Genomic DNA, 17027 nt, shown 5'->3' with positions numbered 1-17027 from the left:
CAACACGGATGCCCTGCATTTGAAGACAGATGGAAGGGGAATGGACAGAGATACCATCCGGCACCTGCGGTCCTTCTTCCCAGAGCGGTATCTGGACAACTTCCTGTTTCTGTCTGGAAATGTCCGCCGTTTCAGGTATCTCACAGGCTTTGTTGCGCAAAGCCCGGACATGGTAGTAAAATGTGCTGACGGGGATCCCGTTCTCCATACACCACTGGCGGTCGGTAAGTCCGCTGGATCTGCACTGCGTGATCCGTTCCAGCCAGAAGCTGTCATTTAAAGTTGTACTCATTTGCTTCAGCTCCTCCAATGTGGAATTTTGGAGTAATCAGGTACAGCAAAAGCTTAAACAGACGAGTAGTTGAAATCCAGCTTTTGCGAATCTGAGAACCAGAGAGGAAGTGAATTACTCCAGCTATCTGAAGTATCTCACAAAAGTTGGAGCCTGACGATCCGGCCGATTATAAAGCGCTTACCATTTTGCAAGCACAAAGCCCAGAAAACATTGAATATTCAACGTTTCTGGGCTTATTATATCACTCAAACTCCTCAGCGGATGACTTGATTTGGCTGTTTTTCTATGATTTTTATTGATTTTATTATTCTTATTTCTTATAACTTCTTCTCATATTCGTGCCGGTTCAAATTTTTAGAGCCAAAATAGAGCCGCAATCTGCAATATGAATACATCTATAAATTTCCACTGCTTTGATCTCTTTAATCAGCAAAAATAAATTAAATCTTTAAAGAGCATAATCCCTTACAGCCTGAACAACACTGCTTGAATTCCATCCTACCATAACATCTGCATTGTTACTAACCTTACTGGGAATTCTTTCTTGTCCTCTAGGTTTTACTCCAATAATAGGCTTTCCCAATTCAACTGCTGTATCAATCTCATAATCAATCCATTCGCTATACGAAACATACATTCCCGAAAGAATAATAACACAACTGCACAATGCTATCCTATTTCTTAATTTATCCTTTAATTCTCTTTTGCCATTTACATCAAGTGGTTTCGAAAGAGGAACAGAATAGTTTGTCCAAGTAAAATAGGCTGCATTATCTAACCATCCCTTAATGGTTTCATAATCAGAATTGTAATCCCATGAATGACTAATTAAAATATGATAATCTCTCAATTTTGGCATTTTACTTTACCTCCCTATATTCTTCCTTCTTTTACTAAGCGCCAATATTGTTTACCTACAGCTGTTAATTCACAAGCTTTTGAATTCATAGCTGCAAAATACATATGCTCTTCTCCTACCGGAACGACCAATCCGATTCCTTCCAACTTCTGTAAATCAGAAAATATAGCTGTATGTTCCTCATTTGCATATGGCTCCACTACTTTATGAACTTCTTCGATTCTATTTGTAGGTTCAAATGAAGGATCTAACCGATACCTAAAATTCTCCGTTTCAAAATATGTTCCTATTTTTCGTAAAATAGAAATATCAACTTGTGGTTTTACCTCTCTTAATGATGTAAATCTTGTTACATTTGTTTTAAATATTGGTCTTTGTTCCCATGGTCCTAAAGCTTTATCAATAAAAGCATATACTCCAGCAATAGAAATATGTCCGGTCACATCAGCAGCTCCACCTTTTAACGCTTCCATTAGTAATGCTGTAAATACACCGTGTCCATTTACTTCCATAGAAGTTTGGTTATTACGGCTTGCCGTCATAATCGTAACTCCCTCATTAATATTGGCTGTATTTTGACCTGCTGTATCAATACTCCCCATAAACCCAGAATAGCAACTATCAAGAATAATAATTCTTTCCTTACATTTTGAATTATTGGCAATAGTCAAAATTTCTTGCAACGATACCCCATAATCATATTCCGAAAAATCAGGTGTTACCAAATAGCCACCGACAGAATCAATATGTCCATGCCCAGAATAATAAAATAAGGCAACATCTGCATCTCCTTCAAAACATTTCTCAATTAGCCCTCTTAATTCTCCTTTTGTTGTAATGTTATCCTTTTTCCAAACCGAAAAATTAGGATCTCCATTTCCATGATTACTTAAAAGATCTTTTATTGCCTCTGAATCGTTGCAGCAACCATGTAATGGGCAAGTAGGATACTCATCAATGCCTACCACAAGTGCTTTCCTTTCCCCCATATATCTTCTCCTTTCTGCCTACCTCGGCCCTAAAAATTTATCTCCATTCAAATGGATCATATGCTCTGGCATTTCAGCAATCCAGACCTCGGTCTCCCAAGCCAGATCCTCTGAAAATCTTTTATAAGTCTTAAAATCCAGAAAAGCTGTTACGAAAATCATTCCTGCCTTCACATCCTTTGTCATTTCTGTAATCTCAAGGATACGCTTCGGATTCATCGGCCCCACTGACGTTACCGATTCCACAAAATACAGCCAGTCCTTATCTTCACGATACAGCACCACATCCGGCATCTTATCATGAAGTGTGATTTCAAATCCTAATTCCGTTAGCTTCTCAACATTTTTTACCAAATCTTTTTCTATGGTGTCGCCCACATACAGACAATCTGAATTTGGCGCAAATCTCGGCGCAAATTCTTCGATAATTGCTTTCTGCAGCTCATTATGCTTTCCCGGTGAAAAACTGAAATCCTGTCCATTTATCTTTACGGGCATCATACTCATTTTCTTTTTAGAAGCATACATTTCAATTAGGCTTTGATGATAATGCAGAAACCTTCTCAAAGAAGGCTGCCACTCAATCGTATCTCTAACCCTTAACATTTGTAACGTTTCTTCTGTCAACCTATACCGATAATTCGGACTATTTGTAGCTTTTCCATTATCTTCTACCAGTGCCGCTGTTCGAAAATGATGTAACGCCTGTTTTCTGAACGTTTCTCGGCTATTTTCAGCATATGTAGTTCTATAATAAGAATTTGCAAACTGGATAATATCGTGTATACGAATCCATTCGTTGCTAGCTTCCTTCCACTGCATATCCGGCTTCATTCCTGCCATAGCCAATATCACATAACAACAAATGTCAGCCTGCTGTGCTTTTGGCATTCCTATGTGTTTCAGAAATTCTCTGGTTTCCTCAATTTTATCCACAGTATCCCTCCAAAATTAAATTACAATTATTTTCCGACAGATCTTTACTCTTCATCAGCTTTCTTCCCATCTCCTGTATACAGTCCAGATCAGGCACGGGCATAGCATTAATTTCTGTTGAATTTACCTGTGTAGAGCCGTTTAATATACGATAATATTCGTCATACAGTGTAGAATTAAAGAGGACGTATAAGCCATATACCAAACACTCCGACATTTCATGCAGTAATCCATCAACAAAATTGATTTTATTCTGTGTACTGATTTTCGAATACTGCGGATAGTTTTTTGCCAAATATACACCACACTGCAATCTCCGGTGTTCCTCCTTTGCCGTAAATCGCTTTACAAACAAATAATTCCTGTTTTCCTGCATTAATCCCTTCTGGTCTGTCACTACATACTCATGCTCTTTTTGAATTGGAAACTGTACTTTTCCCTGCTTTATATGCTGTGAGTAAAACAAAGGAATGGCTCCTTCTTCTTCTGTATCTCGCAGAATATCCCGATTACGGAAATCTACTGTCAAACCTGTTTTCATCTTTACCCCAATATCCGGCAACGTTTTATCGAATTTATGAAGTTGCTCCAACACCTGAACTTCTTTCTCATTCGTCACCAGATATACATAATAATCTTTACATGAGACTACCAAATTATATGGTACGATCAGAGATGTCAGATCACCAAAATCATTATTGGATTTTGAAGATGTGATCGTAACACTTTGTGGAACTTTTTCTGTTTTCCGGACTTTAATAATAATTGTCTCCTGCAATACATCTTCTTTGTCAAATACCTTATTCCGACTCACAAATAAATGAATATGCTCAAGTTTCCCCTGCGTCAGAAAATATTCTCTAAATCGTCTAAAATAAGCACCTGAAGTCCATGAACGTGGAATGATATACACCATTTGCCCTTCATCACGCAAGTTAAAAAGCCCCATAGATGCAAATATAAAATAAAGATTAGGCGCTCCATAGCAAACTTCCGGCATAGCTATAGCTTCTGGTGCGCCTTTGGGAATCTTCATGTAAGGCGGATTTCCAATAACAAAGTCATATTTCTTAGGATTTGGATTTCCTCCAATCATATAGTTAAAATCTAAATATTGAGTTAAAATATAATTTTCTTTTATAATAAAAAAGGATATTTTCTTTGTAGATTTCTCCTGACAATATCTAAGATTGGCTTCTAATAGCTGTAAAACATTTTCATCATTCTCATAGCAAGTTACCTCTATTTCTTCTACAAAACTCAGACTTTCTATCCGCTCTAAAAAAGCGCATGCTAAAATGCCGGAACCAGCTCCGGCATCTAGCACACTAATTTTTGTCATATCAGAAGTAATATCATATAGGTTTGCCATAAAACGAGCTGTTTCCATACTTGTAAAAAACTGACCGTATTTTTTACGCTCTTTTTTCGGCATTGTATCAATATAACCATTTGTCAATTCTATAACTTTTTCCAGCATGATCTCACCTGCTTTGTATATATCTGTAGCTTGATTATACTATATCTGGTGTTCTTTTTCAATAATCACTTTAGAACAAATGTTCTTTTTTGATATAGTTTAAATGTTTCTTCATCTCTCCCCTCTGTCTATCTTCCTTTTCTGCCTCTGTTTTTGCATTCTCTGTACTTCTTCCAGTCTTTTCTCCTTCTGAACAATCGTTTCAACTGTATCTCGTCCTAATGCCCGTTCTACCCTGCTAAAGTCTCCCAGACGTTCCCTCAGGGCTCTGTTTTCATTCCAGAGTTCTTCTACACGTGCAGTAAGAGAATTAACTTTACTCCACGCCTTCTCATAAGATTTCTGCATACCACTGAATCTTCTGGAAAGATCCAGATAAGCCCGATAAACAGACCGCAACACCGCCACGATCTTCTTAATCAGCGGCTTTGCTTTCTTTTCTCGGTAGGATTTCCCCGTTTCCAGCGTTCCCGCCTCCGGCAGCACTTCCTCTGGATCAGCAGAATATTTCTCTGCGAACCGCTCCATATCTTTTACCATAGGCGCAATTTCCGTCAGTTTTTTTTCATATTGTGACGCCTTTTTCTTTGCCTGTTCTGCTTGCTTATCGGCTTCTTCCCGGTTTTCCTGCGCTGAAAATATTTCCTTCTCAATATTCTCCAACTGGTCAAGCCATTTTTCATTGACTTCCTGCATAGCGGCATTATGTTCTTCCAGTTCCGCTTTCTGTACTTCAAGCGCAGCCACTTCTTTTGCCCTCTCCTTTTTTTCAAAATCCAACAAGGACAAATGCTTCTCATGTGTGCCTTTCTTCTCCCACTCAATCCCATGTTCCAGCATGACAGCGGCAAGCTGTTCTTTCTCATAAGCCACCCACTGATTTAATTCTGTTTCCCGCCTTGTACCGCCTTTAAATCCAAGAGCTGCTAACGCCTGCTTCAAAGATACTCTTGTATCAAGCCCCCGCTTGCTCCCTGTCGTATACGGTACAAAATCAATATGGAGATGCGGAGAAGCTTCATCCATGTGGAGGTAGGCGCTAAATACTCTTAGCGTGGGATTTCGCCTCTGAAAGTCCTGCATATATTTATCCAACACCTTTGCGGCAAGCTGTCCGTTTTCTGTTTTTGCTCCCATGTTGTCCTTATCCCCAATTTGCAGGATAATTTCATGGAATGGTTTCTCCTGTTTGCCGGAACGGATTTTTTCATAATAATCGTCAATCCGGCGGTCACTTCTGGTCTGCTTCTCATTGTACCGGGCGAGTGCTTCATCAAATAATTCGTGATATACGTCTTTGAGATTTTCATTGCAATATTCCACATTCAAATGACTTCGCTCCGGGTCAGTGTTCTTTGCATGAAATTTTCTGCTATTATGGTTGACAGAGCCTTTTCCTGTCATAAAGCTGATTGTTCGCTTCAATCAATATCCTTTCTCCCTGTTCGGGTAATCAGCGCCGGATACGGCGCATAGGCTTTGTTACTTTCGTCGAAAGTAACGCAAAAGCACTTTTGACAGCCGTTCCGTCCATCAAAAGTTGCCTTTGCGCCCTGCCGGGGGCTTTTTTGTCCTACGGACGGGGCGGCTGTTCCCGCCGCTTTGCTTCCGCTGCCATAGCTTTTCGGATAGCTGAAAGTACGTTTTTTACCGTACATTCCTCCCACCCGCACAGCCATACCAGCGTCCGCATTTCTGCCGCAGTCAATTCTATATCTCCGAATATCTCATTGAGTGCGGCAATCCTCCGGGCTTCGCTTTCGTAAAAATATTTGTTCACGTTTCTTGTTCCCCACTCCGGCTGTCGTATCATATTCGCCCTCCTTTTCAAGACCGCAACAACGCAAGGTCTATATCTTTTGCAACCTTGCAGATACCAAGCCCGCAAATTCTATATACTCTGCATTGTTGCGCTGTTGCCTTATTCCGGCTTGATTTTATCCAGTTCCCAATACCACGAATTGTTTATCCGCTTTGCTCTGATACCCAATTCCTTTTTTGCATTTTCAATCGTCCGTCTGGATATACCCTGTTCCTCCGCAAGATTGAAAATCTCATTGCTCTGCATGGCATTGTTTGTTTCCGCTATTTCTCGGAGCAGACGCTTCGCCTGTTCCAGCTTATTCGCTTTCGGAGCGATACCGCCCAGCACTTCATCAGCGGTAATCTCATAATCTCCGAGCCAGCGAAAACCGTCTTCTGACAACTCAAAGGCTTTCGGGTGTCCAAACGCCGCCAGATTGTTTTTTATCTGGACTACCGCCCTTATATTCGCTTCGCCCTCCACTCTGCCGACCAGCAGGACGCTCCTTGCCACCGCAAAGAAATCAATGGAACCCATGCCCCGGTATGCCGCCTTATTTCCAGCCGCTTTGTTCATGTGCCCTACAAGTACAATGGCACATTGATATTTCTCCGCCAGAGCCGCCAGCTTCTTTGTCATATCCCTTGCTTCATTTGCCCGGTTCATATCCATACCGCCGCCGAGATACGCCTGTATCGGGTCTAAAATCAGCAGCTTCGCCTTTGTCCTTATGACCGCTTCTTCCAGACGTTCATCTATCATGGAAAGTGATTTTATGCTCTCGTCAATGACGGAAATCTTTTCACAGTTCGCTCCTGCCGCTTCCAGCCGGGGCTTCACCGTATCGGCAAGCCCGTCCTCCGCGCTCTGATAAATCACAGTCAGCGGCTCTGTCAGCTTCATCTCGCTGTCTATGCCCTCACCTTTTGACAGCTTCGCCGCTATATTCAGCACCAGCGTTGTCTTACCGTCTCCCGGATCGCCCTGCACAATCGTCAGTTTTCCATAGGGGATAAACGGATACCACAGCCACGCCACCTCCTGCGACTGTATCTCCGACATTTTAATCATCTGTAATTCTGTTCTGGTTCCTTCCATAAAGTCCTCCATTTCTAAAAAATTTCATTGTCACTGGAAGAAACCTCTGCTATACTTGAATTGTGATTGTTGATAACAGAGGTTTTTTCAGTTATCACAGCCCTAACAGTTGCCGCTGTCGGGGCTTTTTTCTTCGCCTTGCCACAGATACTTTGCACCGTCCAGCATCCAGAGAATTGCTTTCAGCATATCTTCATAGGCTTCCTGCACATCTCTCATTTCTTCGGAAGTAATCTCCGGCTTTTTGCTATCAATTTGCTCCGCCAGTTCCACCAGCCGATTCTCCATTTCCTGCAACCGTTCCACAATCTGATAGACCGTTTCTTTCTTGCCTACCACGCACACCCGGTTATAAATGCAGGAACGGACAAAATAATCTTTTTTCTTCATGCCGCTTGCAAAAATCTTTGCTTCGATTTCTTCCCGCTCTCTGGGAGAGATACGGAAACTGATTGTCGGATATTTGTGTGTGCCGCTCATTCCTCTGCGCCCTCCTTAAATTCTTCATTCAGCAATTTTGCCATTTGTGTCTGCTCTGTTGGGAACATGTGAGCATAGCGATAAGTAATATCCACGCTTTCATGCCCCACTCTGTTTCCGATTGATACCGCCGAGAATCCCATGCTGATAAGCAGCGATACATGAGAATGTCGAAGATCATGAATTCTAATGCGTTTCACTCCCGCTTGCTCAGCCCCTCTCGTCATTTCATGGTGCAGAAAGCTTTTTGTCAAATGAAAGATACGATCAGTGGGAAGAATCCCGTACAATCTGCCGATATAATCTTTCAGTTCTTCACATAAGAAATCCGGCATACTTACATTTCGTTTGCTTTTCGGAGTTTTCGGGTCTGTAATTACATCTTTACCCTCCAATCGCTGATAAGATTTTGTTATCCGAATGACTTTGTTATCAAAATCAATATCCTGCGACGTGAGAGCTAACAGTTCGCCCACTCGTAAACCGCACCAGTACAATATCTGAAACGCATGATAGGAATATGGTTTGTCCTTTACCGCTTCAATGAATTTCAGATATTCCTCTTTTGTCCAGAACAACATTTCCTCCGCTTTTCCCTTTCCCAACGGCCCCGCCTTTACAACAGGATTGCTTTTCAGTTCATAGAACCGTACCGCATGATTAAACAGTGCACTCAATTCTGATTGCAGAGTTTTCAAATAAGTCGGAGCATAGGGCTTTCCTTTTTCATCACGATAGGAAATCTGTTCATTCTGCCACTGGATAATATCTTTCGGACGAATATCACGCATTTTCTTATCCTTGAAATAGGGCAGTAGCTTTGTCCTCAAGATATGCTCTTTCGTCAGCCAGGTATTGTGTTTCAGTTTCGGCTTCATATCTCTTGTGTATGCCTGAACAAATTCCTCAAAAGTCATATCCAAGTCAGCCGCTTCTTTCATACGGAAATGCCGTTCCCACTCTGTTGCTTCCCGTTTGGTCTTAAATCCCCTCTTAACTTTCCGGCAATTCTTACCAGTCCAGTCATAATAGTGAAAGGACACATACCATGTTCCCCGCTGTTCGTCTTTGTACGCCGCCATAATCTCACTCCTTTCCTAATTCGCCTGTGCCATGCCATAAAATTTTTCTTCATAGTATTTTCTGCTCACTCGTCCGGCGATTGTGATAAAACCTTTTGCTTCCAGTTCTTCGTTCATCTGCCGCACCAGCTTATAAGCAAATGGTTTGGAAATGCCTAAGTCCTGCGCCACTTCTCCGGCTGTTACAAATAAATCATTTTTCAAATACACGTCCTCCTTTTGGATTTTTAACTTTTTTGTTAAGTTCTGTATTTTCAGTATACTTAACATTTCTGCTATTGTCAATAGCTTTTTTGTTAAGTTTATCTTTTTTATTAAATTTAGCATTTCTGATAAGTTTTTGTTGCCGTATTATTTTAGGTATGCTACAATGTAGGAAACGGGATAACTATTTTCACAGGAGGGCTTTATGGAATACACGATACGAGAAATGACGGTAATGGAATATCCTCTATTGAATGAATTTCTATACGAAGCTATTTTTATTCCAGACGGTATAAAGCCGCCACCGAAAAATATTATCGCTTCTCCCGAATTACAAATTTATGTTGACCGCTTCGGGGCATCAAAAGCTGATTTCGCATTAGTCGCAGAAGTTGAACAAAAAATCGTTGGTGCTGTCTGGGTACGCATTATACACGATTACGGACATATTGATGATGAAACGCCCTCTCTTGCCATCTCTCTATACAAAGAATACCGGGGATAGGAACCGATATGATGAAAGAAATGCTATCTTTGTTGAAAACACATGGTTATAAACGTGTTTCACTTTCTGTTCAAAAGGCTAATTATGCGGCTGAAATGTATCGAAAAATCGGTTTTGATATTGTACGGGAAAACGAAGAAGAATGGATTATGGTGTGTAATTTGTAAAGTTTAAGGAAAGGACACAAAATTATGATACTGGGAGAGCGAATTAAGAGAATCCGCACATTTCGGGGATTAACACAACGAGAACTAGGATTGAAGCTGGGATATGAGGAGCGCAACGCTGATGTTCGTGTAGCACAATATGAATCCGGTTATCGTGTTCCCAAAAAAGATACTCTCATGGAAATTGCCAGGATTTTGAATGTCAACTATATCAATTTTATTATAGAAGCCCCCGGCTGCGCTGAGGACATTATGCAGACTTTTTTCTGGCTTGACGAGGACAACCGCAATACCTTTCATCTGTTTCAGCTTGTCCGCAATCCCGGCAAGTGCAACGTTTCTGATGATAAGTCTGTTCGCTATAATGATAGTGACGAATGGCCTGCTCATGCTCCTGTCGGTATGTGGATTGATTATGGTCTGGTAAATGAATTTCTGCGTGAATGGGGTTTGCGGAAAGAACAGCTAAAAAGCGGAGAGATTTCAGAGGACGAATATTTTGAATGGAAAATCAACTGGCCAGCTTCCAGCAGTAGCGTTGATGAAAAAGGAAATGACAAGAAAAATAATAGTTATCAATGGAGAAAATCATGATTTCTCATTCAAAATCTTGCTTAAAGAGTTCAACCATGTTATTATTATATAGAACATATGTTTGTTTTTAAGGGAATGGAGGATAAAAATGCTTATAGAAAACTTAACGAATTATTGTGATATGAACTATCGACAAAAATGTCTAAATGAAAATTGTGGCTATTGTAATACATCATGTTCTCATCCTACTGTTTGCCCCCAAGACTGTGAACAATGTCTAGAACAAATTCATTTTCCTTCTAGACACCCCAATGGAAGACTTGATTATACATGTAATAATGTCTTGAATTTTTATGTATGTAAATATTTCCATAAATATGCTTCTGAAATTGAATATGCTTTACATTCTATCAATAGTCTTCCATATAAAGATACATTCAATATATTATCTCTGGGATGTGGAGCATCTCCAGATTTAGCTGCTTTTGAAAACTATTTGTCAAAAAATAATTTTTGCATTCCCGTGAACTACTTAGGTATAGATATAAACCCGCTTTGGAATGACAAGCATAATTTTATTAAAGATTATTTTAAATCAACCTCATATAATCCGGAGTATATTTGCACTGATGTTTTTGAAATTTTTAAAGATCATTACACCGTTGATAAAAATCTTCTTATTTTACAATACCTCATCTCACATTTTTATAACACTGGTAAGTTGACTGCTGTAAATGAATTTTATAAAAACCTAATACAAAATGTTATTAAAAGAATGCAACCTAAATCAATAATAATTATCAATGATGTAAATAGTAATCGTCGTGGAAGAGACTTATTTTTACGATTTTCAGATACTCTATCAAAATACGGGATTCGGCACACATATTCCTGTCGATATTTTGAGTATAACATTCAAAACGAGTATCAACGTTATGGTATCAAATATCCAAGTAAAGATATATTAACTTGGCCTACACCAAATTTGGCACGTTATAATCCGTGGACGGTATGTTCAAGTGCCCAATTAATAATAGAATTGGAGTGATTTTATGATAATAAGTGCAAGTCGAAGAACTGATATCCCTGCTTTCTTTTCCGAGTGGATTATAAACCGCTTAAAAGAACAATATGCCTATGTACGAAATCCTATGAATATTCACCAAGTAAGTAAAATCAACTTATCTCCAGATGTTGTTGATTGTATTGTTTTTTGGAGCAAAAATCCTAAGCCAATAATTAATAAACTTAACGCTTTGAAAGATTATATGTACTATTTTCAATTTACACTTAACGCATATGATAAAGATTTCGAAGAAAATCTTCCTACTTTGTCTACAAGAATTGATACTTTCCAGACATTATCCAATTATATTGGAAAAGAACGTGTCATATGGCGTTATGATCCCATTATCATTAACGAAAAATACTCTATTGATTGGCACATTGAAAGATTCAAATACCTTACAGAACAACTCTGTCTTTATACAGAAAAAGTAACCATAAGTTTTATTGATTTATATACAAAAATCTCCCATAATATCAAAGGGAAAAATATTTATGAATTATCTTATGAGCAAAAAAACACCCTTGCGAGATACTTTGCAGAAATTGCTTATTCACATAACATAGAAATAGATACCTGTGCAGAAGACATTGACTTATCTTCTTATGGCATAACTCATGCTAGATGCATCGATGACAGACTTATTTCAAAGTTACTACATTGTTCCATAGACATAGAAAAAGATAAAAACCAACGATTGGAATGTGGTTGTATTGCAAGCATTGATTTAGGTCTATATAATACTTGTCAAAATGGCTGTATATATTGTTATGCTAATCATAGTTATGCTATTCGTAAGCAAAATTTTGAAACTTATGATCCATTTTCTCCTTTACTCTGTAGTAATATAACAGAATTTGACAAAATAACAGAGCGTAAAGTCAAAAGTCAAAAAAATATGCAACTAAGTCTATTTGACATATAGGTATCAAACAGGTATCACACCACACACTAAGAGCCGGAAAGTCCGCTGTTTATGCGGTCTCCCGGCTCTTACGTTTACTATTCAAACTCGGCGTGTCCTTTGTTTTTATTAACTATATTTGTTTAATTTTTATATAAATACATGCCATTCTTTACTTTAATTACATCATTTATTCTAGCTTGCTGATTTTCTGTTGCCAAAATGTTGCCACAGAGTTTTTTTAGTTTTGATTGGCAAATTATATCATTTCAACTATATCCCTCTGAATAATCAGTTCTACAGCAAATTTCCCTACATCCGAATCGATTTCTTGAAATGTTGTTTTTAATTGAACTCCAGACCTATCACATATTTTTTTGGCCAATCCCAAACCCAATCCGCTCCCCTTTGAGGTAACTTGAGCCTGTCCTCCTCGAAAACCATCATTATATATTTTTTCCATCTCATCAGCCGAAATATTTCTACAAATATTTACTATCTTAATTTCTGTTGTATCATGTCCATAATCATTAAAATCAATATCAATTGCTGAAAATTGCTCTGCATACTTAATTGCATTTTCAATAAAAATAAAACTAGCTAAATACATATCTCGACTACACAAAAATCTATTATTAGTATATCCATGAAATTCTATGGAAACATCTTTCTTCTTTCCTCTATACTGCATTAATTTGCATAATTTCATAATCATTTTATGAAAATTTATATTCCGTTTTTCATTTCCATAAACTACTCCATTATTTAATAGTTGATCATGATAATCCAAACGATATTGTATTAAACTATATCCTTCAATTGCAGAAAACAATTCTTCATCTTCTTCAATCTTCTTTGATAAATCCGTACTCTGTTTTACACTCTCCGCCAAATCCATAAAATGTTTTGTTGCATTTTTCAAATCATGTATTGTTAAGCGTAATATTTTTTGTTTATGTTCTAAACTCTCATTATATCCTATTATCATTCGCAATTGACTTATAGTATAGTTAGTGAAATCTTTTAAGCTCTGTTTATAAGTTTTTAAATGTATATTTACTTTTGATAAATCAGAATGTCCTCCTACAATTAAACAACTATAGATTTTACCATTACTTTTATAGCAACTAAATCCATATGGACATTGATATAAACCATCTATGTACTCATCTTTACTAATTTCTTCATAATACTTTTTACATTTTTTATTTTCATCGTAAAAGAACTTTTCACAAAAATATGGTATTTCTGTAGATACAATCAACTCTTTTTTCTCTATTGAATACTGATTAAACATCTGTAGATAATCTCCTCACAACTTCTACTACTTTTGCTAATATTTCAATATATTTTGAAATATTCTCCGCCGAAAATATTTCCGTCTCATTTAAATTAGCATTGTTGTATAAGTACCCTTTCCCTTCAAGTAATGATCTACAATACCTATCTTCAAGAAATGCTACTGTTTTTGTGGAAACTTTATTATTTAACATCTCATCTCTAGTTTTTTTCCAAACATTAATTGGATCGATCGATTGTTTATAATAGGCATCTAGGCTTTTAGCTAGTTCACTCATTGAGGATTGTTTTCTCAAATACCCGTCAAGATTCTTTGGCATTTCCCCAAAAGTCTCAACATTTTTCCCAGAATACAATAATACAACCTTTTCTGGATATACATCTTTTATTTGTTCTGCTACTGCCAAACCTTGCTTATCCACATCTACATTAATTCCAATTCCCTCTATATCACATAGTATTATATCATAGTCTTCATATTCATCCATACTCTCAAACTGTATTTTTTTTCGAATATTCTTATATCCCAAATCATACAGCATATTTATATCAAAACCTTCATCGTCAATAACGCAAACCTTGATAGTTTCTCTTGGTATTTTTATTCTCAAATCTATTCTTTGTTCTTCTACAGATGCTATTGTTTTTAAATTCGTATAAACATATTTTTTTGCATTTTTCTTTAATATAAACATGATTTCTCCTAATGTATATTATACCTGCAATATTTTACTATAATTTCCGAAATAGTTCAACTGTTTCTGCTATATTAAGATTAAGTGGCGCAATATCCTCTTCAAAAATTCCAATAAACAGACAGTTCTTATTTCCGATTCGGTTTTCTTTTAATAGCCAACAATTTCATATAATCATCAAATTCTGCCGTATCAGTCGGTTCAAACATTACCCATTTTCCATCATGATAGATTTTTGCTTCATCATATCGCCTGCAAACGGAATCAGAAAGCGTACTTCTTATATCTTCAAATTTTGTTCTTTCGTCTTTTCCAAAGATAATCATGAAACCAACGCAATTACTTTTTGCGTATAAACAACAAAGTGTTTTACCACCTCTACGATATTTATACTCATAAGTCCAATTCTTACCACCAGTATTCCATAATCGTTCCATTTCGTATTTTTCATCAATAGCCGAACATAACTCTTGCCAAACTTCAAACAAAGATTGTCCAATCAATTCAGTCATAGTTGATTGAGACGGTATATTTTCAAGCATTGTATCCCTCCATAAATTTCGATTTTCACTATTCTAAAATTATTTTGCTCCTATCATACCTGCTTCAAACAAAGTTTCAAATGTATTTACCGCACCGCCATGCTCCACAATTAAACCATCGATTACTTTATCAATGTCAACGCCTGTAAACACTAATCGTTTGCCAGTTGGTTTTATTCCAATCCATTCCCCTTTATGTGTACCTTCCATAATAAATTCTGAAATGACATAATCCCCATCACAAAACTGTTTGATAATCTTCATTTTATAATCGGGATATGTCTGCTTAGTTGCCTTTATGTGTTCTTTCATACCGTCAATACCGACTGGAATCAGCTTTTCTCCCATTTTTACACAGCATTCTGGCGATATAAACTCTGCCATTCTCTCAATTTCATTTTCAGATATGATAGTTTCATAAAAGTATTTTATTCTCTCTGCTGATTTCATCGTCCAATCCTCTTAAAGCACATTTTTTATTTACCATACAGCTATTCTACCAGAAGCCGCCATTACTTTCCACACATTATCAAAAGAAATAGCAAATCCCCACCAGCCAGTCAAGAGTAAACTAAATGGGCTACGCCGCTCTTGACTAACTGACGGAGATTCGCTTCATGGCGGCTAAGAGGGCTTTAAACAGCCCTCCATCTGTCAACGGGCTTCCCGATTATGTTTTCTCTTTGTAACCCGTTTCTGCTCGGCTTCTATCCGTTCCTGTTGCTTCGCCCGGTTAATAACAGCGTTTACCTGTTCAGAGCCAACCACAGCCTTTATATGCTCAAAATCCGCCGCCACTATCCGCAGTTCCCGATTTTCCGCCAAGACTTCTTCCAGCCTGTTTGTCAACCGCTCATTTCCACTCCGTTCCCTGTTATATGCCGCTTGCAGCTTTGTAAACTTATTTGAAATATCCAGATATGCCGAATAAACAGAGCGCATGACTTGTACGATTTTCTTTACCAGCGGCTTTGCTTTCTTCTCCCGATACGACTTTGCAGATTCCATAACCGCCGCTTCTGGAAGCGTCTGTTCCGGGTCTGCGGAAAAATCTGCCGCCAGCTTCTCCATGTTCTTTACCATAGGGGCAAGTTCATTCATGCGTTTCTGGTATTTATCCGCCTGTTTCTGCGCTTTCTCTGCTTCCTGCCGGGATTCCTGTAAATTTTCCTGCAAGGAGCGAATCTCATCATCAACCTGTAACAACTGTTCATGCAAATCTTCGTTGATTTCTTGAAAAGTTGCATTTTCTTCCTGCAATTCCGCTTTCTTTGCTTCCAACTCTGCGACTTCCTTTGCCCGCTCCTTTTTCTCAAAATCCAGAACGGATAAATGCTTTTCATGTGTGCCTTTCTTCTCCCACTCAATCCCATGTTCCAGCATGACAGCAGCAAGCTGTTCTTTCTCATAAGCCACCCACTGATTTAATTCTGTTTCCCGCCTTGTGCCGCCTTTAAATCCGAGAGCAGATAATGCCTGTTTCAGTGAAACTCTTGTATCAAGCCCCCGCTTGCTTCCTGTCGTATACGGTACAAAATCTATATGCAGGTGAGGCGTTGCTTCGTCCATGTGAAGATAGGCGCTGAACACCCTCAACGTAGGATTTCGCCGCTGGAAGTCATGCATATATTTATCCAACACCTTTGCGGCAAGCTGTCCGTTCTCCGTTTTCGCTCCCATATTGTCCTTATCCCCAATTTGCAGGATAATCTCATGGAACGGCTTTTCCTGCTTGCCGGAACGGATTTTCTCATAATAATCGTCAATCCGGCGGTCACTTCTGGTCTGCTTCTCATTGTACCTGGCGAGTGCTTCATCAAACAATTCGTGATATACATCCTTAACATTTTTATTGCAATATTCTACGTTTAGATAACTTCGTTCCGGGTCAGTGTTCTTTGCATGGAATTTTCTGCTGTTATGATTGACAGAGCCTTTCCCTGTCATAAAGCTGATAGTTCGCTTCAATCAATATCCTTTCTCCCTGTCCGGGTAATCAGCGCCGGATACGGCGCATAGGCTTTGTTACTTTCGCCGAAAGTAACGCAAAAGCACTTTTGACAGCCGTTCCGTCCATCAAAAGCTGCC

General features: G+C 38.4%; 19 protein-coding genes and 1 pseudogene. 4 read left to right on the top strand and 16 right to left on the bottom strand.

Annotation, left to right across the window (positions count from 1 at the left end; all coding sequences use genetic code 11):
- The 11 genes from tnpA to B5E82_RS04330 form a co-directional block, all read right to left on the bottom strand.
- On the bottom strand, positions 1-292 hold a 292-nt coding region (gene tnpA, locus B5E82_RS04380), incomplete at its 3' end, for an IS66 family insertion sequence element accessory protein TnpA (protein WP_087306175.1).
- 451 nt (positions 293-743) lie between these two features.
- Entirely contained in the window at positions 744-1154 is a 411-nt protein-coding gene (locus B5E82_RS04375; protein ID WP_087306174.1) for a TIR domain-containing protein, read from the bottom strand.
- A 14-nt stretch (positions 1155-1168) separates the two neighbouring features.
- Entirely contained in the window at positions 1169-2143 is a 975-nt protein-coding gene (locus B5E82_RS04370; RefSeq protein WP_087306172.1) for a caspase family protein, read from the bottom strand.
- 18 nt (positions 2144-2161) lie between these two features.
- On the bottom strand, positions 2162-3079 hold the full coding sequence (locus tag B5E82_RS04365; protein WP_087306170.1) for a BsuBI/PstI family type II restriction endonuclease: 918 nt from the start codon (positions 3077-3079) through the stop codon (positions 2162-2164).
- The gene (locus B5E82_RS04360) at positions 3072-4559 is read right to left on the bottom strand and encodes an Eco57I restriction-modification methylase domain-containing protein (RefSeq protein WP_087306168.1); all 1488 of its coding nucleotides are present in this window, start codon (positions 4557-4559) and stop codon (positions 3072-3074) included. The genes B5E82_RS04365 and B5E82_RS04360 overlap by 8 nt, the downstream gene beginning before the upstream one ends.
- Before the next feature lie 111 nt (positions 4560-4670).
- The gene (locus B5E82_RS04355) at positions 4671-5963 is read right to left on the bottom strand and encodes a plasmid recombination protein (RefSeq protein WP_087306165.1); all 1293 of its coding nucleotides are present in this window, start codon (positions 5961-5963) and stop codon (positions 4671-4673) included.
- Positions 5964-6132: 169 nt separating this feature from the next.
- On the bottom strand, positions 6133-6372 hold the full coding sequence (locus B5E82_RS04350; protein ID WP_087306162.1) for a hypothetical protein: 240 nt from the start codon (positions 6370-6372) through the stop codon (positions 6133-6135).
- A gap of 108 nt (positions 6373-6480) precedes the next feature.
- The gene (locus B5E82_RS04345) at positions 6481-7461 is read right to left on the bottom strand and encodes an AAA family ATPase (RefSeq protein ID WP_087306160.1); all 981 of its coding nucleotides are present in this window, start codon (positions 7459-7461) and stop codon (positions 6481-6483) included.
- A gap of 102 nt (positions 7462-7563) precedes the next feature.
- The gene (locus B5E82_RS04340) at positions 7564-7941 is read right to left on the bottom strand and encodes a plasmid mobilization protein (RefSeq protein ID WP_087306158.1); all 378 of its coding nucleotides are present in this window, start codon (positions 7939-7941) and stop codon (positions 7564-7566) included.
- On the bottom strand, positions 7938-9023 hold the full coding sequence (locus B5E82_RS04335; protein ID WP_087306156.1) for a site-specific integrase: 1086 nt from the start codon (positions 9021-9023) through the stop codon (positions 7938-7940). The genes B5E82_RS04340 and B5E82_RS04335 overlap by 4 nt, the downstream gene beginning before the upstream one ends.
- Before the next feature lie 15 nt (positions 9024-9038).
- Positions 9039-9227 (bottom strand): MarR family transcriptional regulator, encoded by a 189-nt coding sequence (locus B5E82_RS04330; RefSeq protein ID WP_087306154.1) that lies wholly within the window; start codon positions 9225-9227, stop codon positions 9039-9041.
- A 205-nt stretch (positions 9228-9432) separates the two neighbouring features.
- Here B5E82_RS04330 and B5E82_RS18810 point away from each other — a divergent pair.
- The 4 genes and pseudogenes from B5E82_RS18810 to B5E82_RS04315 all read left to right on the top strand — a co-directional run bounded on the left by B5E82_RS18810 (position 9433) and on the right by B5E82_RS04315 (position 12424).
- A pseudogene (locus B5E82_RS18810) lies at positions 9433-9899 on the top strand (GNAT family N-acetyltransferase).
- Between the two features lie 24 nt (positions 9900-9923).
- A complete protein-coding gene (locus B5E82_RS04320; RefSeq protein WP_087306152.1) occupies positions 9924-10493 on the top strand; it encodes a helix-turn-helix domain-containing protein in 570 nt (189 codons plus the stop codon).
- A gap of 88 nt (positions 10494-10581) precedes the next feature.
- Entirely contained in the window at positions 10582-11481 is a 900-nt protein-coding gene (locus B5E82_RS17845; RefSeq protein ID WP_140393083.1) for a hypothetical protein, read from the top strand.
- Between the two features lie 4 nt (positions 11482-11485).
- Positions 11486-12424: a DUF1848 domain-containing protein gene (locus B5E82_RS04315; protein WP_087306150.1), complete on the top strand. Its 939-nt coding sequence runs from the start codon at positions 11486-11488 to the stop codon at positions 12422-12424.
- A 238-nt stretch (positions 12425-12662) separates the two neighbouring features.
- Here the strand turns inward: B5E82_RS04315 and B5E82_RS04310 are convergent, their stop codons facing one another.
- From B5E82_RS04310 to B5E82_RS04290, 5 genes are all read right to left on the bottom strand, one after another.
- A complete protein-coding gene (locus tag B5E82_RS04310) occupies positions 12663-13700 on the bottom strand; it encodes an ATP-binding protein (RefSeq protein WP_087163721.1) in 1038 nt (345 codons plus the stop codon).
- Positions 13693-14397 (bottom strand): response regulator transcription factor, encoded by a 705-nt coding sequence (locus tag B5E82_RS04305; protein WP_087163720.1) that lies wholly within the window; start codon positions 14395-14397, stop codon positions 13693-13695. Before B5E82_RS04305 ends, B5E82_RS04310 begins: the two co-directional genes overlap by 8 nt.
- A 128-nt stretch (positions 14398-14525) precedes the next feature.
- On the bottom strand, positions 14526-14939 hold the full coding sequence (locus B5E82_RS04300; RefSeq protein ID WP_087306148.1) for a DUF3788 domain-containing protein: 414 nt from the start codon (positions 14937-14939) through the stop codon (positions 14526-14528).
- A 39-nt stretch (positions 14940-14978) separates the two neighbouring features.
- Positions 14979-15389, bottom strand: a complete 411-nt coding sequence (locus tag B5E82_RS04295; protein ID WP_087163718.1) for an ester cyclase — start codon at positions 15387-15389, stop codon at positions 14979-14981.
- Between the two features lie 204 nt (positions 15390-15593).
- Complete coding sequence (locus B5E82_RS04290; protein WP_087306146.1) at positions 15594-16886, bottom strand: plasmid recombination protein; 1293 nt, start codon at positions 16884-16886, stop codon at positions 15594-15596.
- Positions 16887-17027 lie beyond the last annotated feature (141 nt).

Origin of the sequence: Lachnoclostridium sp. An138 (genome assembly GCF_002160765.1) — a bacterium.
In the GTDB taxonomy this organism is placed as follows: Bacteria; Bacillota; Clostridia; order Lachnospirales; family Lachnospiraceae; genus Laedolimicola; species Laedolimicola faecalis.
Note: the sequence above shows the minus strand (reverse complement) of the source record. Positions and strands in the feature narration are given on the sequence as shown.